Raw genomic sequence first — 22380 nt, 5'->3', positions numbered from 1 at the left:
ATGGCACAAACTGATTTCGCCTTCTCCAACGACGTCCGCGCCGCGGCCGAGTTGCGCACGCCGAAGACCGCGCGGATGTTGCTGTTCGCGTCGCTGGCGCTGTTCGTTACCTTTCTGACCTGGGCGCATTTCGCCGTGCTCGACGAGGTCAAGCGCGGCAACGGCAAGGTCGTGCCGTCGCGGCAGACCCAGGTGGTGCAGTCGCTCGAAGGTGGCATCATCGCCGAATTGCTGGTCCAGGAAGGCGCGATCGTCGACAAGGATCAGCCGCTGGCGCGGATCGAAGACACCAACTTCGCCGCACAATTCGGCGAGATTCGCGAACGCCGCGGCGCGATGGCGGCGCGGGTTCTGAGGCTCGAGGCCGAGACCGAAGGCCGTACCGGAGTCGCCTTTCCCAGCGAACTGGTGCAGGTCGCGCCGCGCGCGGTGGAGGCCGAGCGTCTGGTGTTCGAGGCTCACGTCCGCAAGCTCGTGCAGGACGTCGACGTCGTCCAGCAGCAGGAGATCCAGAAGACGAAGGAGATCGACGAACTGCGCGCCAGCGAGAAGCGCTTTTCCGAAACGCTCGCGCTACTCAACCGCGAGATCGCCTTGACGCGCAGGCTCTATGAACAAAAGGTCGTCCCGGAAATCGAGATGCTGCGGGCCGATCGACAGGCCACCGACATGCGCGGCCAGCTCGCGGTGGTGCAGGCGAGCATCGTCAAGACCGAGGCGGCGGTGCAGGAGGCGCGGTCGCGCCGGCTCAACATCACGACGGCGTTTCGTGCGCAGGCCGAGGACGATCTCGCCAAATCCCGCGGCGATCTCGCCGTGCTCGACGAGAACATCAAATCGGCGAAGGATCGTGTCCGTCGCACCGAATTGCGCTCGCCGGTCCACGGCGTCGTCAACAAGCTCAATATCACCACGATCGGGGCGGTGGTCGCGCCCGGCGCAAGCCTGATGGAAATCGTGCCGCTCGACGACACGCTGCTGGTCGAAGGCCGCATCCGGCCGCAGGACATCGCCTTCATCCGCCCCGACCACGAGGCGGTGGTCAAGCTGAGCGCCTACGATTCATCGGTCTACGGATCGCTGCACGGACGCGTCGAGCGGATCAGCGCCGATACCATCACCGACGACAAGGGCGACAAGAACGAGCGCGGCGAGACCTTCTACCGGGTGATGGTGCGGACCGAGAAGAACCATCTCGGTACCAACGAACAGCCGCTGCCGATCATTCCGGGCATGGTGGCCACGGTCGAAATTCTCACCGGCAAGAAATCGGTGCTGGATTATCTGATCAAACCCGCCCGCACCCTGCGCGACGAGGCGCTCCGCGAACGCTGACGTGGTACACGCCGTCGTGGCGGCAGCGATACGGTCAACAAATCCTGAATCGATAAATTTCGACGCGATTCGTTGGGGCCCGATTAGTTGCGATTCCAGCTACTTATGTGATCCTGCCGCGGTTTAACCGCGTTGAAGCGGCGTCCGCTCTATCCCTGATCCCACAAGATCCGGGACAGGGATCGACGCGACGACGTCGGCCGATGTCCCGGACAAAACGGGGCGTCAGTCATGTTGCGGATCGATCGGCCGCGGGCACTCCCGCGCGCGCTGGGGCTTGCGCTTGCCCTTTCGGCTGGGACCATGCTGTGCGGTACGGCGCCGGCCGACGCGCGGACCAAGAAGTCGCCGTCCGAGAGCGCGATCGAGAGTTCGCTGCCGGTGACGGCGCCGCAGGTTCGATTTTTCACCATCAACGCGGTGCTCGCCAAGCACGACGGGCTGCGACGGTCAGCGTCCGGGCCGGTCGAAATGGCGTCGACGGGGCCGGCATCGCCTTCGGCCGTCGCCAGCGATGCGCCGGCCTTGCCGGCGATCCCGACACCGACCGACGAGCCGTTCGGCCTGATGACCTTCCGTGCCCCTGAGGGCGTGTTGTGGACGAAGTGGCGCGGCGTCGAGGCCGCGATGGATGTGGACGCGGGCTCGGTCGGCCGGTGCAATCGCGACGACGCGCGCTGCTCGCCGTCGGAGCGTCGCTTCGTCGCGTTGATGCGGAGCGCGCGAGAGGCCGGCGATGCGCGAACGCGCGCCGAACTGGTCAACCGCGCCGTCAACGACGCCGTGCGCTACGTCACCGACTATCAGCAGCACGGCGTCGCCGATCGGTGGACGTCGCCGCTGCAGACGCTGCGCAGCGGGATCGGCGACTGCGAGGACTACGCGATCGCCAAATACGCGCTGTTGCGTGCGGCCGGCGCCGACGAGGCGGATCTGAAACTGGTGCTGGTTCGCGATCTCGCGGTGCGCCAGGACCATGCGGTGCTGGCGGTGCGGCTCGACGGCCGCTGGCTGGTACTCGACAATCGCCGCGCGTCGCTGCTGGACGGCCGCGATCTGCAGTCGTTCATGCCGTTGTTTGCGATCGATCACCGCGGCGTCAGCCTGTTTGCCGCGCCCTATGCCGCTCGCCCGCACCATGAGAGCGAGAGCGACATGGCGCCGGCCGCTGACGCCGGGACTGCGGCTGCAAGCTCCGCGCTGCCGCTGCAACTCTGACAGCTCGCGCGAGAAGGCTGCGCGAAGCTGTTCCTCCGCTTGTATCGGCGACCGATTTGCGTTCTTAATTGAACATAAATTGGTTCGGGGCAGGGGAAGTGCGATGAATTTCAAGCAAGCGATGTTTTGCGGGCTGCTGGTGCTGCCGGTTTCGCTCGGGTCAGTCGTGTCGGCTGGGGCAGAGATCATCCTGCCGGGCGCCAGCCTCTCGGTCTCCTGCGCCAATGGCGGCAACTACGTGCTGCAATCGGGCCCGGTCGCTTCGCCGGGCGAGATTGTCACCGCGCGCCTGTACCTCAAGCCGCATCGCGCCGTGCCGATGCGCCTGATTCCGATGGGCGATGGGTATCGGTATGCTGGCCGCGGCATTTGGCTCGACGGTATCGGGCAACAGGCGTTGCTGTATCGCAGCAAATATCAGCCGACCCCCTGCGTCATCGGTCGGAACTGAGCATTCCAATACGCACGCGTCTCGCGAAGACCAGGGCGGTCGCTCGCAAATAGTTCCGGCGTGCAGCGGCGTAAATCCGGCCATTTCGTGGCCGGAATACCGTTTTCGCCATGAACGCGGAGCGATCTCCTAAGTATTCGAGCCTCGTGGAACCCCGGGCCTTTCTCGTCCATCGAGCGGTATATTCTGATTCAATACTAGTCGATCGCCTCGAAATTCGATGGAACCTTAAGTATACGTTGGAATCATGGAAGTGTCGTCGTTCAAGTAAGCTTCTCTGAACTTAACCAAAATCCCTAAAACTAGCTGAAATAGAACGACAATTATTGACCGAATACAGGCGTTAAGACTATTTTAACCTCATGAGCGAGCCGCCACGAATGCGGTTCGTCGATGGAGGTTGTGGTCTATGAATGCTCCCGTCCTGCTGGCTCAGCTGTCTGGCTCGTCACAGCAACCATCGACCTCTCCAAAGTCATTGAAGCTGGCAAAGCCGCAGAGCGGGCAGGCGGTCACCGTCCATCTCGACGGTGCAGCCAGGATCGATTTCAGCGAGATTTCCAGCGAGAAGCTGACCTTCGTTCGCATCGGCGATCGATTGATCATCCTGTTCGACAACCAATCGACGGTCTCGATCGACCCGGTGTTCAGCAACACCGGCGCGCCGCTGCCGGAGGTGTCGTTCGAGATGGCGCTGGACCGGGTGCTCGACGGCACCGCGTTCGCGGAGTTGTTCCCGATCACCACTGATCAGTCGGTGCTTCCGGCGGCTGGTACGCCCGGCGCGCCGTCGTCACCGTCCGGCGCCAATTTCGGTTCGTTCACCATCGATGCGCTGTCGGGTGGCACGCCGCTGGATCTGCTCGGCGCTGAAGCCTCCGGGACGCAGGTCGGCACAGCGCAGCAGACCGCGACGTCGACGCCGATTCCGGGCGGGGCCGACACCGTCATCCTCAATGAAGACGGCCTGTTCGAAGGTCAGCCGGGCGGTCTCGGCGACACCGGCGGCACGCTGACCAGCTTCACCGGCTCGCTCAACATCGACTTCGGCACCGACGTGATCGGCCGCAGCCTGTCCTTCGCGGCGACGCAGCCGGGTCTGACCGGGCTGACCTCGGGCGGGCAGGCGGTCAACCTGCAATTCACCACCATCAATGGTCAGCCGGCGCTGATCGGCTACACCGGCAGCGATCCGTCGGTCGCGGCCAACCAGGTTTTCATCATCTCGCTTGATGTCAATTCGACCATCCAGGGCGCCTACACCGTCACGTTGCTGCGCCCGCTCGATCATCCGGTCGGCGGCACCGAGGACACGCTGAGCCTGACGATCGACGTCGTCGCCACCGACGGCAGCGGCGACACCGCGCCATTGTCGATCGTGATCAGCGTCAACGACGACTCGCCGGTGGCCGGGACGGTGGTGCCGACCGCGCTGGTCGAGCAGACCGGCGAGGGCAATCTGTTCGTCTCCAGCGCCGTGACGGCGTCGCTCGGCATCGGCTGGGGCGCCGACGGCGGCAACAGCAGCGTCGACGGCGGTTCGACCGGCTCGCCGGTCCTCGGCGACCGCTCGCTGGTGTTCGCCAATTCGACGTTGGTCACGCTGACGTCGCTCGGCCTCACCTCGAATGGCGAGACGATCAGCTACGCGCTGTCGGCCGACGGCACCTCGATCGTCGCCACCGCTGGCGACGGCCGCACCGTGTTCACGGTGGCGCTGTCCGACGTCGACAGCGGCAGCTACACTTTCACGCTGCTCGACAATCTCGACCATGTCGGCGTCAACGGCACGAGCCAGCCGCTGACCTTCGCGATCGTCGCGACCGACGCCGATGGCGATCCGGTGGCCTCGAACTTCACCGTCGACGTCACCGACGACGTGCCCGTCGCCAATCCGGGCGACATCGCGACCGTCGAGGACGAGTCGCTGTCGGGCGGCAACAACGAAGACGACGGTCTCTCCGCCTCGGTGAGCGGCGTGTCGCTCAACATCGACTGGAATTCCGACGACGCCAACACCGATTCCGGCCAGCCCGGCGATCGCTCGGTCGCGTTCAGCAATGCCGACGTCGCGGTGTCCGGTGCGTTCGGCGAAACACTGACTTCGCTCGGACAGCAGGTGAGCTTCACCATCCTGTCGACCGGCGAACTCGTCGGCTACACCGGCGAATCCGCCCCGACTTCGATTTCTGGGTCGAACGTCGTGTTCTACGTCGCGCTGTCGGACGTCGACAACGGCGAATACAGCTTCACGCTGGTGAAGCCGCTCGATCACGCCTCGGGCAACGGCGAGAACACGCTGGCGCTGAATTTCAACTACACTGCCACGGATTCCGACGGCGACACATCGTCGAGCGTGTTCCAGGTGCAGATCGTCGACGATATGCCGATCGCAAATCCCGGAACCACCGCGACGGTCGAGGACGAGTCGCTCACGGGCGGCAACAACGAAGCCGCCGACGGCTTGGCCGCTTCGGTCAGCAACGTGTCGCTGAACATCGCCTGGGGCGCGGACAACGGCAACGACAACAACGGCCAGCCGGGCGACCGCGCGGTCGCCTTCAGCAACGCCGCCGTCGCGGTGTCCGGCGCCTATGGCGAGGCGCTGACGTCGCTGGGACAGACGGTGCAGTTCACGCTGCTCGCGGATGGCACGCTGGTCGGCTACACCGGCGCGACCGTGCCTTCTTCGACTGCCGCCAGCAATGTGGTGTTGTTCGCCACGCTGTCGGACCTCAATAATGGCGAGTACAATTTCACGCTGAAGCAGCCGCTGGATCACGCGGCCGGCAGTGACGAGAACGCGCTGTCGCTGACCTTCAACTACACCGCCACCGATTCCGATGGCGACACCTCGTCGAGCACGTTCACCGTGAGCATCGTCGACGACGTTCCGCTGATCGGCACGCCTTATCAGGACGGCGTGGTCGAGGAAGAGCAGCCGATCGTCGTCGGCGCGGGCAACGAGGATTTCGGCGGCGCCGGCGATGCCGACACCGGCATCACGGTGGTCGGTGTGCCGATCGTCCTCAGCGACCGCACCACGCAGTCGACCGGCGGCACGCTGGCGATCGCCTGGGGCGCCGACGACGCCAATGACGGCAACGGCCAGCCCGGCGACCGCGCGGTCGCGTTCACCGCCGAAGGCGTTGCCGCGCTCGAGGCGCAGCAACTGACCTCGCGCGGCGCGGAAATCCACTACAAGGTCTTCACCGTCAACGGCGGCCAGGTGCTGGTCGCCTACACCGGCAGCGTCGAGCCGGCCTCGGTGCCGGCCAACACCAATGCCGCGATTGCGGCGCATGTGGTGTTCACAGTCAGCCTGTCAGATTCCGGTTCGGGCTCGTATCAGTTCACCCTGGTCGACACCATCGACCATCCCGGCGAAGTGCAGGGCGAGGAGTCGCTCGCGCTGCAGTTCCAGTTCACCGCCACCGACAGCGATGGCGACACCACCGCGCCGGCATCGTTCAGCGTCAAGGTGATCGACGACGCGCCGGTGGCGATCGGGACAATTCTCACCCGCACGGTCGAGGAAGAGCAGCTCGCCGGCGGCAACGAGGACACCCGCGGCGCTGGCGACGGCGATTTCACGCTGTTCGGCTTCGCCGACGTCACCACCGCGTCGGCCGGCGGCCCGCTCAACATCTTCTGGGGCGGCGACGATTCCAACACCGCCGGCAACGGCGGCTACACCGGCACGCAGGTGGCGGGCGATCGGTCCGTGGTGTTCGGCGGCAGCAACGGTGCTTATGTCGCCGATGGTGTCATCAGCGCGGCGGTCGCGGCGCAATTCATCGGCGTCAGCGGCGGCAACGGCGCGATCAATCTCGACACCCTGACGTCGGGCGGCCAGGCGCTGGTCTATACGTTGTCGGCCAACGGCACGGTGCTGACCGCGACCGCGGGCAATCAGACCGTGTTTACGGTGACGCTGTCGGATCAGGGCTCCGGCGGCTACGTCTTCAATCTGAGCGGCGTGCTCGACCACCCGGTGGCCGGCACCAGCGCGTCGCAGGAGGACACGCTGTCCTTCACCTTCACCTTCACCGCGCGGGACGGCGATGGCGACATCGCGCGGGACACCTTCACCGTCAACGTGATCGACGACAGCCCGGTGGCGAACACCGGCACGGCGTCTCGGGTCGAGGACGAGTCGCTGGCGGGCGGCAACAACGAGGCCGAGACTCCCAATCTCGGCGCATCGGTCAGCAACGTCTCGCTCAACATCGCCTGGGGCGCGGACAACGCCAATGACGGCAACGGCCAGCCGGGCGACCGCTCGGTCGCGTTCGGGAGCGCGAGCGTCACAGTCTCGGGCGCCTACCAGGGGACGACTCTGACCTCGCTCGGCGTCGCGGTTCACACCGCGGTGCTGTCGGACGGCACTTTGGTCGGCTACACCGGCGCGACGGTTCCGAACTCCACGAGCGCGAGCAACGTGGTGTTCTTCGCCACGCTGTCGGACGCCAATAGCGGCGAATACAGCTTCACGCTGGTCAAGCCGCTCGATCACGCCGCCGGCAGCGACGAGAACGCGCTGGCGCTGACCTTCGCCTACACCGCGACCGATTCCGACGGCGACACTTCGTCGAGCACCTTCACGGTCAGCATCGTCGACGACGCGCCGGTGATCGGCACGCCGTATCAGGACGGTGTGGTCGAGGAGGAACAGTGGATCGTGGTCGGCCCGGGCAACGAGGACACCTCGGGCGCGGCCGACGGCGACTATTGGGGCAGCTTCTTCGGTATCCCGTATTTCGTCGACGCCACCACCGAGACCACGGGCGGCACGCTGGCGATCGCCTGGGGCGCGGACAGCGCCAATGACAATAACGGCCAGCCGGGTGATCGATCGGTGTCGTTCACCGCGGCCGGCATCGCGGCGCTCGAGGCGCAACACCTGACCTCGCGCGGCGAGCAGATCCACTACAAGGTCTTCACGCTCAACGGCGGCGAAGTGCTGGTTGCCTACACCGGCGACATTGCGCCGTCGGCCGTGCCGTCGAGCACCAATGCGGCGATCACTGCCCATGTGGTGTTCATCGTCGGCCTGTCGGATGCCGGAAACGGCTCCTACGCGTTCAAGCTGGTCGACACCATCGACCATCCCGGCGCGGTGCAGGGCGAAGACGTTCTGTCGCTGGCGTTCGGTTTTGCCGCGACGGATTCCGACGGCGACACCGCCACCAGCAGCTTCACGGTGCGGGTGATCGACGACGCGCCGGTGATCGGCCGTCCGGACGACGAGACCGTCCGCGAAGTCAATCTGCCGACCACGAACTACGACACCACCCACCCGGACTATCCGAATTCGACGGTGCAGACCGGCGACCTGGACATCTCCTGGGGCGCCGACGACAACAATTCGGGTGCGATCAGCAACCGCTCGGTGGCGTTCACCACGTCCGCCGGCGCATCCGGGCTGACTTCGGACGGCTCGGCGATCAGCTACACCCTCTCCCCCGACGGCACCACGCTGACCGCGGTCACCGCCGACAGCCGCGTCGTGTTCACCGTCCAGCTCTCCGACAGCGGCGACGGCAGCTACACTTTCACCCTGTTCGACAGTATCGATCATCCGTCGTCCGGGCCGAACGATGACAGCCTGCCGCTGACCTTCGGCTTCAAGGCCACCGATGGCGACGGCGACACCGCCACCAGCAGCTTCACCGTCACCATCCGGGACGATGAGCCGACGGTGGGCCCGAACACGACGGTGCGGCTGGATGACGACACTCTCGGTGGCAACCCCGGCGGCAATGGCGATGATGCCGACGCGGTCGCGAAGACCGGCACGCTGGTGCACAATGGCGGCGCCGACGGCACCGCATCGGTGCTGTGGTCGAGCGTCGGCTTGACGCTGCCCTCGAGCTTCTGGTTCGAAGTCTCCGCGGACGGCACCGTGATGACGATCACGCAGGATCAGGGCAACGGCTATGTGCCGGTCCTGACCATGACGATCACCAACACGGCGACGGGTGCCTATTCGGTCGCGCAGGTCGCGCCGATCGATCACCCGCAAGGCACGATCCCGGGCTTTGAGGACAACGTCCAGTTCACGGTCTCCTATATCGTCACCGATGGCGACGGTGACACGGCGACCGGTACTATCAGCGTCAATGTCGACGACGACACCCCGACTGTCGCTGCCAATGCGCTGATCCAGCTCGACGACGACGCTTTGCTGGGCGGCAATGCCGGCGGCGTCGGCGACGATGTCGAATCCCCCGTGCTGACTGGCGTGCTGTCGCACAGCGGCGGTGCCGACGGCACCGCGTCGGTGCTCTGGGCGCCCAACGGACTCTCCCTGCCATTCGGCTTCTGGTTCACGCTGTCGCCCGACAGCAAGACGATGACGATCACCCAGTTGCAGGACGGCACCTATGTCGGCGTGTTCCAGGCCACCATCACCGACACGGCGACCGGCGCCTATCAGATCACCCAGCTCGCAGCGGTGAAGCACAACACGCCCGGCATCGAGGACAATGCCGAGATCTCGTTCCAGTACCGCGTCACCGATGGCGACGGCGACGTCGCAACCGGCACGCTGAGCTTCAATGTCGATGACGATACCGCGACGATCGGCGCCATTGCCACCCGGACGGTCACGGAGCTGACCGCCTCGGGTTTCTCCAACGCGTTCCAGGCCCAGAGTCTGTCCAACGTTTCCCTCAACATCTCCTGGGGTGCGGACGACGCCAATCCGACCGCGGGCGCGGGCGCGCACGACCGCTCCGTCGCCTTCGCCGCGTCGCTGGCGAATGCGGTGCCGGCGGGAATCACCTCCAACGGCTTCGATCTGATCTATCTGCTGTCGGCGGACGGTCAGACCTTGACTGCCTATCGCTACGAGAACGGCCACTATCTCACCGGCTCCGGCGGCGATCTCGGGGCCTCGCCCTCGAACTCGGCGCGGGTGTTCTCGGTGTCGCTGTCGGACGGCGGTAGCGGCTCCTACAATTTCACGCTGCACGACAACCTCGACCAGGCGAGCGGCCTCGCCGCCAACACGCTGCCGCTGAGCTTCGGCTTCACCGCGACCGACAGCGACGGCGATGTCGCCAGCGGTTCGTTCACGGTCGAGGTGATTGACGACTTGCCGATCACGACCGGTGCGCCGGATCTCGGCGCTGTGACGGAAGTTGCGCTGGCTGGCGGTCTGTCGCTCACGACCGGCGCACTGAACATCGACTGGAACGCCGACGATTTCGGCGGCCGCCACCTTGAATTCGTCACCTCCGGCGGCAATCCGGTGATCACGCCGGGCCTGACGTCGGATGGGGTGCCGCTGGTTTATGTCGTCCGCGCCGCCAGCAATGGCTTCGATCAGGAACTGATCGCCTACAAGACCGGCGACGCGCAGATCGACAGCAACGCCGTCTTCATCATCGCCCTGAATTCGCCATCGAACCCGACCTACGTGTTCACTCTGTACCAGAATCTCGATCACACCGGGATCAACGGAACGACGCTGCCGGTGACGTTCGAGGTGCGTGGCGTGGACGGCGACGGCGACGCGGTCGACCAGGCGGTAACGGTCAATGTGGCGGACGATACGCCGACGCTGACGCAAGTCTATCGTTACAACGACGTGCATGAGGCGCAGCTCAGCGGAGGCCCGGACGTCGATGGTCACAGCTTCGCGGTGCAGTTCGGCGCCGACGGCTACGGCGCGACGGCCTTCACCGGCGCGATCAAGCTCGATATCGGGCCGGGGCTTGCCGGCAATGTCAGCTTCGACGTGTCGGCGGGGGCCCACCGCGAGCCGCTGCTGACATCCGAGGGGCGGGCGATCACCTTCGTCAAGGTCGACGCCAACACCATCCGCGGCTACGTCGCGGCGGCGGACAACGGCGGCAACCCCGACGAGACGATTATCGAGATCAAGCTCACCGACACCGATGCGAGCGCGACCACGACGCTTTACGGGGTGATCGACCACATCGCCGTGCAGGACGGGTCGCAGATCGACGGCATCCGGGTCGATGCCACGGTGGCCTTCAGCGACGGTGACGGCGATGTCGTCACCGGCATCATCCGGACGACCATTCACGACGACGTTCCGGTCTCGACCGGCGCCGTCACGGCCTCCACCGTTCTGGACGACGATGCGCTCGCCGGAAACGCCGGAGGTGCCGGCGATGTTCCCGATGCGACGACGGCGAGCGGCGGACCCGGTGCGCTGTTCGCGATCGGCGCCGACGGTCTCAAGAGCGTGGTGCTGGGAACGACTACGGCATTCAGCGCGATCTATACCGACGCCAACGGCGTCTCGCACTCGGAAGCGGTCACCTGGGGTGCGCCGACCGTGATCGGTGGCGCAACCACCTGGATTGCCGCGGGCGCACACGGCGATGCGGCGAGGCTGACGATCGGCGCCGACGGTTCCTACACCTTCACGGTGCTCAAGCCGCTGGTGCATCCGACCTCCGGCGCGACCGAAGAGACCCTGACGCTGACGTTCAACTACACAGTGACGGATGGCGACAACGACGCTGCCGCCGGTTCGCTGACCGTCAATGTCAACGACGACACGCCGACGCTGGCGCAGGTCTATCGCTATAACGACGTGCACGAGGCGCAGCTCAGCGGAGGCCCGGACGTCGACGGCCACAGCTTCGCTGTGCAGTTCGGCGCCGATGGCTACGGCGCGACGGCCTTCACCGGCGCGATCAAGCTCGATATCGGGCCGGGGCTCGCCGGCAATGTCAGCTTCGATGTGTCGGCGGGGGCCCACCGGGAGCCGCTGCTGACCTCCGAGGGGCGGGCGATCACCTTCGTCAAGGTCGACGCCAACACCATCCGCGGCTACGTCGCGTCGGCGGACAACGGCGGCAACCCCGACGAGACGATTATCGAGATCAAGCTCACCGACACCGATGTCAGCGCGACCACGACGCTTTACGGGGTGATCGACCACATCGCCGTGCAGGATGGTTCGCAGATCGACGGCATTCGGGTCGACGCCACGGTGGCCTTCAGCGACGGTGACGGCGATGTCGTCACCGGCATCATCCGGACGACCATTCACGACGATGCGCCGGTCTCGACCGGCGCCGTCACGGCCTCTACCGTTCTGGACGACGACGCGTTCGCCGGCAATGCCGGTGGCGCCGGAGACGTTCTCGATGCAACGACCGTGAGCGGCGCGGCCGGCGCACTGTTCACGATCGGCGCCGACGGCCTCAAGAGCGTGGTGCTGGGAGCGACCACGGCCTTCAGCGCGATCTATACCGACGCCAACGGCGTCTCGCACTCGGAAGCGGTCACCTGGGGTGCGCCGACCGTGATCGGTGGCGCAACCACCTGGATTGCCGCGGGCGCACACGGCGATGCGGCGAGGCTGACGATCGGCGCCGACGGTTCCTACACCTTCACGGCGCTCAAGCCGCTGGTGCATCCGACCTCCGGCGCGACCGAAGAGACCCTGACGCTGACGTTCAACTACACAGTGACGGATGGCGACAACGACGCTGCCGCCGGTTCGCTGACCGTCAATGTCAACGACGACACACCGACGCTGGCGCAAACCTATCGCTACAACGATGTCGATGAATCGCATCTCGGCGGCGGCGCGGCGGTCGACGGTCACAGCTTCGCTGTGCAGTTCGGCGCCGACGGCTACGGCGCGACGGCCTTCACCGGCGCGATCAAGCTCGATATCGGGCCGGGGCTGGCCGGCAATGTCAGCTTCGACGTGTCGACGGGCGCGCACCGCGAGCCGATGCTGACCTCCGAGGGGCGGGCGATCACCTTCGTCAAGGTCGACGCCAACACCATCCGCGGCTACGTCGCGTCGGCGGATAACGGCGGCAACCCCGACGAAACGATCATCGAGATCAAGCTCACCGACACCGATGCGAGCGCGACCACGACGCTTTACGGGGTGATCGACCACATCGCCGTGCAGGATGGTTCGCAGATCGACGGCATCCGGGTCGACGCCACGGTGGCCTTCAGCGACGGTGACGGCGATGTCGTCACCGGCATCATCCGGACGACGATCAGCGACGACGTTCCGACGGTCGCGGTGATCGCCAACCAGTCGGTGACGGAAACGACCGCCTCGGGCTTCTCCAACGTGTTCCAGGTCCAGAGTCTGTCCAACGTCTCGTTGAATATTTCCTGGGGTGCGGACGACGCCAATCCGACCGCGGGCGCGGGCGCGCACGACCGCTCCGTCGCCTTCGCCGCATCGCTGGCGAATGCGGTGCCGGCGGGAATCACCTCCAACGGCTTCGATCTGATCTATCTGCGGTCGGCGGACGGCCAGACCCTGACCGCTTATCGTTACGAGAACGGCCACTATCTGAATGGATCAGGCAATGATCTCGGCACGTCGCCCTCGAATTCGGCGCGAGTGTTCTCGGTGTCGCTGTCGGACAGTGGCAGCGGCTCCTACAGCTTCACGCTGTACGATAACCTCGACCACGCCAGCGGCGCCGACGCCCTGCCGCTGAATTTCGGCTTCACCGCGACCGACAGTGACGGCGATGCCACCAGCGGCTCTTTCACCGTCGACGTCGTCGACGACGTGCCGCTGGTGACGGCCAACGCCGAGGAGGGCTCCGTCGAAGAGCGCTATCTCGACGGCCCACATCCGACCACGTTCGGCAACCTCGCGATCGACTGGAATGCCGACGATCGGAATGTGCATCTCACCTTCACCAGCACGACGATCACCGACGACCTCGGCAACGTGCTGGCGCTGACCTCGGGCGGAATCGCGCTGAAATACGCCATCGTCCCGGCCGACGGCAGCACCAACCCGCTCGATCAGAAGCTGATCGCCTACAAGGATGGCGACACGCCCGACAACCCGGTCTTCAGCGTCAACCTGATCTCGGCCGGCAATCCGTCCTACCAGTTCGTGCTGTATCAGGCGCTCGATCATTCGGGCAGCTACGACGACACATTGCCGCTGACCTTCAGCGTCACCGGCTATGACGGCGACGGCGACGCGGTGACGCAATCGCTCACCGTGACGGTCGAAGACTGGGCGCCGCTGGTCACGGCCAACGCCGAGGAGGGCTCGGTCGAAGAGCGCTATCTCGACGGCCCCCGTCCGAGCACGTTCGGGAACCTCGCGATCGACTGGAACGCCGACGACCGCAACGTTCATCTCACCTTCACCAACACGACGGTCACCGACGACCTCGGCAACGTGCTGGCGCTGACCTCGGGCGGAGTCGCGCTGAAATACGCCATCGTTTCGGCCGACGGCAGCACCAATCCGCTCGATCAGAAGCTGATCGCCTACAAGGATGGCGACACGCCCGCCAATCCGGTGTTCACCGTCAACCTGATCTCGGCCGGCAATCCGTCCTACCAGTTCGTGCTGTATCAGGCGCTCGATCATTCGGGCAGCTACGACGACACATTGCCGCTGACCTTCAGCGTCACCGGCTATGACGGCGACGGCGATGCGGTGACGCAATCGCTCACCGTGACGCTCGAAGACTGGTCGCCGCAATCGAGCGACGTCGACGCAAAGACCATCGAGGAGGCGGCGGGCAGCGTTTCAACCGGCAATGTCGATCTCGAGATCGATTTCGGCGCCGACGGCGGCAGCGCCGGTGCGTCGGTCACGTTCGTCTCGGCCGGGCCGCTCACCGTCAAGACCCAGGACGGCAACGCCGTCTCGCTGACCTCGCTCGGCGTTGGCTTGAGCTACGTCCTTTCGGCCGACGGCGCCACGCTGACGGCGTATCGTTTCAACGGCACCGATTACATCAGCGAAACCGGCGTCTCGCTCGGCAGCGACGTCGTCAATGCCTCGGCCGCCGCGGTGTTCACCGTCACACTGTCAGACGCCGGTACCGGCTCGTACAATTTCACCTTGCTGCAGCCGCTCGACCATCCGGCCGCGACGGGCTCCGTCCAGCAGCTGACGCTCGATTTCGGGTTCCAGATCAAGGACGGCGACGGCGACACCGATACCAACAATTTCAGCGTTATCGTCGACGCTGCGGGGGCGGTCTCGATCGGTTACACCGCGCCGGACTCGGCGTTGTTCGTCAACATGAGCGAGACCTCACAGACCGTCGATGGCCAGACCGTGGCCGCGCACAGCGTCACCGACCGGGCTTCCGTGACCGACCGGGTGGTCGGACTGGATCGTCTCGGCTCCATCACGATGGCCGATGGCGGCAGCGCCGGCGACATTCTGATCGGCGGCGCGGGCAACAACAAGCTGTTCGGCAACGGCGGCGACGACACTCTGATCGGCGGTGGCGGGCTCAACACGATCCAGGGCGGCACCGGGAACGACACGATCATCTACACCGCCGGCAGCGGCGGCATCGACACGGTCGACGGCGGCGCCGACACCGATACCCAGATCGTCAACGGCACGGCGGCCGCCGAAACGTTCAATATCAACGCCATCAATCTCGGCGGCGGCAGCTATCTGGCTGCGAATATCGACGCTTCCGGAACGGCGGCGGACGGCACGAACTTCGAAGTCGCGACGACGGCGGTGGAAGAGTGGTTGGTCAGCGGCGGTGGTGGCGGCGACACCTTCAACGTGTCCGGCGCACTGCTCGGAACCGGAATCGCGACGTCGACCCTGACGATCAACGGCGACGCGGGCAACGATACGCTCGACCTGACCGGATATGCCCACGACGTGCGGATCGTGTCGGACGGCGGTGCCGATGCGGACACGGTCAAATTCGCGTTCAAGACCACCGATGCGACCTATGCCAAAGTGTTCGCCCAGGACGGCGTGACGCTGATCGGCGTCGAGGTCACCTACAACGGCGTCACCAGCACCTTCACCAACTACGAGAGCTTCGTCTTCACCGACGGCACGCGGTCGCTGCCCGCGCTGTTCAATACGGCGCCGCTGGCGCTGGACGACACGGTCATGGCGTCCGAGGACGCGCCGCTGTCCATCGACGCGCTGCTCGGCCTGCTCAACAACGACAGCGACATCGACGGCAACACGTTGACCGTGACCGGCGTCGCGAACGCGACGCACGGCACGGTGGCGCTGAACAACGGCAATCCGATCTTCACGCCGACCGCGAATTTCTCCGGAGTTGCCGGTTTCGACTACACCGTCAGCGACGGCAACGGCGGCACCGCCACGGCGCACGTCACGGTCGACGTCGCGCCGAAAGCGGATGCGCCGGTGCTGTCGAGCAGCAGCACGAATCCGACCAAGGCGGAAGAAGTCGCGATCGACCTGTCGGTCGGCGCTGCGCTGGCCGATCTCGACGGCTCCGAGACCATGACCGTCTCCCTCGGCGGCGTGCCGAGCGGCTTCGTGCTGACCGACGGACAAGGCCATTCGGCGCTGTCGACCGGTGCCGCGATCGTCCTCACCGGGTGGACTCTATCCACGCTCAGCCTGACCCCGCCGTCGAACTACAACGGCGCGTTCACCGTCGAGGTCAGTGCCACCGTCACCGACAGCGCCGTGTTGTCGGACGGCCAGACCCACACCGACGTCCGGACCGAGGTCCAGTCGATCAATGTCGTCGTGACCCCGGTCAATGACGTACCGGTCGCGGGTGCCGACGCGCTGTCGTCGGTCAAGGAGGACAGCGGCGTCCGGATCATCAGCTTCACCTCGCTGCTCGGCAACGACTCCGCGGGCCCGGCCAACGAATCGGGTCAGACGCTGACCATCACGGCGCTGTCGAACGTCATCGGCGGCACAGCAGTGATCAACGGCACCAACATCCTGTTCACGCCGGCCGCCAATTTCAACGGCACCGCGTCGTTCGACTACACCGTTCAGGACAACGGCCAGACCGCCGGCATCGACGACTTCAAGTCCAGCGTCGGCCAGGTATCGTTCAGCGTGACCCCGGTGGCCGATGCGCCGGTCGGCACCAGCAACACGGTGACCGCGACCGAAGACGGCGCCCACATTTTCACGGCGGCGGAATTCGGCTTCACCGATCCGCTCGACAGCCCGGCGAACAACTTCACCGGCGTGGTGATCTCGACGCTGCCCATGGCAGGCACGCTGACCAACCACGGCGTCGCGGTGACGGCGGGCTCGCTGGTGTCGATCGCCGACATCAATGCCGGCTATCTGGTGTTCACGCCGGCGGCGAACGGCAACGGTGACGACTACGCCTCGTTCACCTTCCGGGTGCAGGACGACGGCGCAGTCAGCGGCGGCAACAGCACGTTCATCAACAACCAGTTCGCGTCGGGCTGGTCGGTTCCGGCCGGGGCTTCGGCCACTTGGGGCACCATGACCGGCGGGCCGAGCCAGATCACCGACCAGACTGCGGTCGCGTTCGCACAGAACATCGGCGGGCCGAACGCCAAAATCCAGACGGACACGGCGAATCAACCAAACGCGATCGCGCATGCCGGCGAAAGCTACCACTTGACCTTCGACGCCCTGAAGATCGTCGGTTACGGCACCGCACCGGTCACGGTGCAGGTCTATGCCGGCAACACGCTGATCGGACAGACCAGCTACACGTTGACCGGCGGCGCTCCGAGCCACAGCATCATTCAACTCACCACCAGCGTGGTGGGCGGGGGCAACGACAACCAGCCGCTCAAGGTGGTGTGGACCGCGGGCGGGGGGCATGGCGACGCGATCGTGATCGACGACGTCGCCCTCACGAAGGTCGGCGGCGCTGGCAGCAACCTGCTGGTCAACGGCGATTTCGGTCCCGGCAGCTACTACGTCGGTGACAACGTCGACGGCACGCCGCGGACGATGACGATCGACGTCACGCCGGTCAACGACCTGCCGGTGGCGGTGATCGACAACCCGTCCGGAGATGCACCGGGCTACACGATCACCGAAGACACCATTTGGGCGACCTTCAACGCAATCGGCAACGATACGCTCGATCCGGATGCGGGGGCGCCGAACAGCATCACGATCGGTGCGATCACCGTTCCGACCAATTATTACGGGATCACCGCCAGCGATCTGAGTGTGACCGTCGCCCCGGACAACAAGATCAGGGTCGAATTGCTCGGCACCAATTGGCAGAAGCTGGCCAACGGCACCTTCATGACGATCCCGATCAGCTACACGCTGCATGGCGACGGGACCGACGCCTCGACCGCGCAGATGATGATCCGGGTCACCGGCGTCAACGACGCGCCGGTGCTGGACGTCTCCAAATCTCCGGCGATCACGCTCGCGGAAGACGCCGGCGGACCCAGCTTCGCCGGCAAGGTGCAGGTCTCGTCGCTTGCCGGCTTCGCCGGGACTGCCGGGATAGGCAATGTCACCGACGATGGATATATTGTGGGCATCGCGATCACCGGAGCCAACGCGGCGAACGGCACCTGGTCGTGGTCAATCGACGGCACCACCTGGTTCCCGATCAACGCAGCCAGCCTGTCGGACAGCAACGCGCTGCTGCTGTATGGTAACTACTACGTCTATTTCCAGCCGGCCGCCGGCTTCGACGGCACTGTCAGCAATGGGCTGACGATCCGCGCCTGGGACCAGTCCGCGGGCACACCTGGCAGCTATGCCAACACCACCACGAACGGTGGCAGCACGGCGTTCTCGTCGGCCACCGACACGGTGGTGGTCACGGTGACGCCGTCGAACGACGCGCCGGACTTTGGCAACGGCGTCGTCGCAGGCAGCGTCACGCAGCAGATAGGCGTGCCGCCGGCGAGCGTGCTGACGAACGGCGGTTTCGAGTCCGGATCGGCCGGATGGACGGCAAGCAGCACCGAGGGAGGCAGCAATTTCGGCAGCGGCTTCCCGGGTGAGGGGTCGTACAATTTCACGGCGAACTCGTTTGGCGTGTACACCGCGGTCAAGGCTCAGTTGGCCCAGACCGTGTCGACCCTGCCCGGCGTGCAGTACACGCTGAGCTTCTCGGTCGCGACCACCAGCCTGACGCCGGATGCCCATGTCTACGTCAACTGGAACGGTCAGCAGGTCGCGGCCATTGCCAGTGGTCAGGCGTCGGGCGGGGGCTATCAGACCTTCACCGTCGCGGTCACCGGCACCGGCAGCGATACGCTGCAGTTCGTGATCGACGACGCCAACAATCCGGCCACGTTCGATGCCTGGTATCTCGACGCGGTCGCGCTCACGCCGACGGCTCACTACGAATCCACCAGCGGCACCATCAGCTTCAGTGACGACGATGTCGCGGACGTGCACTCGGTGTCGGTCACGACCCCGCAGGGCAGCAGCTATGTCGGCCATTTCGTCCCGGTGGTCGATCAGGCCGGCAACACCGTCAACTGGACCTTCTACGCCAGCGATGCCGAAATGCAGGGATTGCCTGCGAACTCGGTCGATCAGGTCTATACGCTGACGATCTCCGACGGCAACGGCGGGTTCGACACGCAGGACGTCACCGTGACGCTGGTCAAGCACGTCAATTCGGCGCCGGTGATCACCTCGTCGGCCCAGACCGGCGTGGAGACGGAAGATGCCTCGTTCGGCGTAGCGAATCTGGTTCAGAATCCGACCTTCGAACTGCCGGACGTGTTCAATCCGGTTCTGACGCCCTGGAGCGTCTCCGGCGGCGGCGCGACGATCTACGGCAGCGGCGCCAATGGCAGCGTGAACTCGCTCTATCTCAGCCCCGACTCGGCGATCAGCCAGACGCTCACGACGGTGGTTGGGACCACCTACACCATCAACTACTTCCTGCAGAATGGCGGCACGCCGTTCTCGGTCAGCGTCAACGGAACGCCGGTCTGGACGACAAATGCGGTGCTGTCGAACTGGACCGAATATTCGGTCACGTTCGTCGCCAGCTCGACCTCGACGGTGCTGTCGTTCGGCACCACCGGGGTGAACGGCGCCAGCCTCGACGAAATCTCGGTGCAGGCCGGAACCAGCCACGTCGTCGCCGGAATCGAATCCAGCAAGGGGACGATCACCTACAGCGACGCCAATCTTGTCGACACCCACACCGTGACGGCTGGCGGGCCGACGTTCTCCTGGTCGGGCGGCTCGCTCTCGCAGGCCCAGATCGATGCCCTGACAACCGCCAGCTCGCTGGCGCTCACCGCCACGGACAGCGTCGGGACCGGCACCGGATCGGTCGCCTGGAAGCACAGCATCGCCGACAGCGCGATCCAGTTTCTCGGCGCGGGCCAGACCCTGACCGGCACCTACACGGTCTCGATCGACGACGGCCGCGGCGGGTTCACGTCGCAGCAGGTGGCGATCACGATCAACGGCGTCAACGATGACGCATCGATCGGTGGTACCGGCACAGGCACCGTGAAGGAAGATGGCACACTGACCGCCGGCGGCACGCTGACGATCGCCGATGCCGACAGTGGGCAGAGCCTGTTCCAGACTCCGATGTCGCTGACCGGCACCTACGGTACCTTCACGTTCAACGCGACGACCGGTGCGTGGGGCTACACGCTCAACAACTCTGCCTCCAACGTGCAAGATCTGAATGCCACCGACGTCGTGCACGACACGCTGATCGTGACCTCGGCCGACGGCACCGCGAGCCGCACCATCGATGTCACGATCCAGGGCGCCGACGAAGTGGTGGCGTCGCCGCTGACGGTGAATGACACGACCAGCGCTTCGGGAAGGTATGCGTTCTCGCCGAATTCCTCGGCGCTGAACGCGGTGAATCTGGACGCGTCGACGCTATTCTCGGGCGGCACCGGTCCGGTCAGCTACAGCTATCAGCTCGTTTATGCGTCCGGCGACAGCAACTGGATCTCGTTGTCGGGCAATCAGTTCACCGGCAATCCGCATGACAGCCAGCGCGGCGTCTACGTCTACAAGGCGACCGCGACCGACAGCGTCACGTCGGTGTCGACCTATTTCGCTTTGAGTGTGCTGGATGACGGAGCGCTCGTCGTGCAGATACTCAATGACTCGGAAGGTTCTGCCACCAACTCGCCCGGCTGGGTTGCCGGCTACAGCGCGGAGTGGAGCGACCTGATCGTCGGCAACGTGGCGAACCCGAACAACGAAGCGAACGCCGCGGGCGGGTACGATGTCATGCTCGGGCAGGCCGGGGTCAACCGCTTCGATGGCGGCAGCGAAGACGACACGCTGTACGGGTTCGCCGGCAGCGACATCCTGAACGGCGGCTCCGGCAACGATTTCATTGATGGCGGCGCCGGGAACGACACGATCACCGGTGGCACCGGCAACGACGTGCTGGTCGGCGGCTCCGGCGCCGATCTGTTCAACTACACCATTGGCGACGGCAACGATATCATCGACGGCGGAGCGGGCACCGATACGCTGGCCATCGCCGGGTCCAACGGAAACGACACCCTCGGCGTCGTGATCGCCAACAATGCGATCACTCAATTCCCTGGTAACAGCGTGGTTAACGTCGAGCGTGTCATACTCGATTTGGGCCTCGGAACGGACACGTTGTCTTACGCCGGAACCACGCAGGATGTGATCGTCAACCTGACGACGGGGACGGCCACGGGTTTCGCGTCGATCGGTGGGGTCGAGAATGTCACCGGCGGTTCAGGTAACGACATCCTGGCCGGAAATGCGGGTGCGAACGTCTTCAACGGCGGCGCCGGGCGGGACACGATCGTGATCAACGCGGCTGTCGGATGGTCCGGCGATTCGGTCCGGAGCAACATCGCAGGCAACGGTAACGATGTCGGCACCGACACCATCGTCGGCTTCGACCTGGCGCAGGATACGCTGAAGATCGTCGCGACCAACGTCAGGAGCTTCGTGCACGGAACGGATACGGCGATCGGAACGGCGGGGAATTCCTCGGACGGCTCCGCGGCGAGCTTCACCGTGCTGACTGGCCTGGTTGAGCTGAACCAGTTTAACGATGGCAAGTGGACCGACACGGGGGATATCGCGATCACGTTCAATTCCTCGAACGGCGCCTTCACCGAAGCGAGCTTCGAGAGCCGTCTGCAGTACGACCTGACCGGCACGAACAACGGCGATACGCTGACGGGCGGCTCGCTGAATGACGTGCTCAACGGAAGCGGCGGCAGCGACCATCTGTCCGGCGGTGGAGGCAGCGACACGCTGACGGGTGGAAGCGGCAACGACACGCTGCGCGGCGGCACCGGTTCGGACGTGTTCAAGTTCTCCGAGACCGGCAGCGGGAACCTCGACGCGATCCTCGACTACAGCAGCGCTGAGGGCGACACGCTCGATCTGTCGGCTCTGCTCGATGCGGCTTACGGCTCAGGGAATAATGTCGACGCCAATTTCGTCAGGCTGGTGAATGAGGGCAACGACGTGAAGGTCCAGGTCGACGTCAACGGTGCGACGGGTGGCCAGAATTGGGCGGATGTCGCACTACTGCAGGGCTACCACACCGCCGGTAACACCGTTCTCGCGCAGTTCGAGAACACCACCCACACGCTGACCGTCGCGGCCTGAGCCTCGGCAAATGTCAAAGACCCGCCGGTGATCGCCGGCGGATCTTTTCATTTCGGTG

At 65.3% G+C, this 22380-nt stretch carries 4 protein-coding genes; all 4 read left to right on the top strand.

Annotated elements, in window-relative coordinates; translation table 11 throughout:
* The 4 genes from SR870_RS08755 (at position 1) to SR870_RS08740 (ending at position 22322) form a co-directional block, all read left to right on the top strand.
* On the top strand, positions 1-1335 hold the full coding sequence (locus SR870_RS08755; protein WP_322517590.1) for an HlyD family type I secretion periplasmic adaptor subunit: 1335 nt from the start codon (positions 1-3) through the stop codon (positions 1333-1335).
* Between the two features lie 303 nt (positions 1336-1638).
* The gene (locus tag SR870_RS08750) at positions 1639-2553 is read left to right on the top strand and encodes a transglutaminase-like cysteine peptidase (protein ID WP_322517589.1); all 915 of its coding nucleotides are present in this window, start codon (positions 1639-1641) and stop codon (positions 2551-2553) included.
* Positions 2554-2656: 103 nt separating this feature from the next.
* A complete protein-coding gene (locus SR870_RS08745; RefSeq protein ID WP_322517588.1) occupies positions 2657-3004 on the top strand; it encodes a hypothetical protein in 348 nt (115 codons plus the stop codon).
* A gap of 478 nt (positions 3005-3482) precedes the next feature.
* Positions 3483-22322 carry a DUF5801 repeats-in-toxin domain-containing protein gene (locus SR870_RS08740; RefSeq protein ID WP_322517587.1) on the top strand — a complete coding sequence of 6280 codons (18840 nt, stop codon included), beginning with the start codon at positions 3483-3485 and terminating at the stop codon, positions 22320-22322.
* Positions 22323-22380 lie beyond the last annotated feature (58 nt).

The organism is Rhodopseudomonas palustris, from assembly GCF_034479375.1.
GTDB classification, from domain to species: domain Bacteria; phylum Pseudomonadota; class Alphaproteobacteria; order Rhizobiales; family Xanthobacteraceae; genus Rhodopseudomonas; species Rhodopseudomonas palustris_M.
The sequence above is the reverse complement of the archived record's forward strand: the minus strand, read 5'-3'. Positions and strand labels throughout refer to the sequence as shown.

Excerpts from the sequence above, each read along its gene's own strand:
- SR870_RS08750 (WP_322517589.1), top strand. The coding sequence starts at position 1,639 with ATGCTGTGCGGTACGGCGCCGGCCGACGCGCGGACCAAGAAGTCGCCG.
- SR870_RS08755 (WP_322517590.1), top strand. The coding sequence starts at position 1 with ATGGCACAAACTGATTTCGCCTTCTCCAACGACGTCCGCGCCGCGGCC.
- SR870_RS08745 (WP_322517588.1), top strand. The coding sequence starts at position 2,657 with ATGAATTTCAAGCAAGCGATGTTTTGCGGGCTGCTGGTGCTGCCGGTT.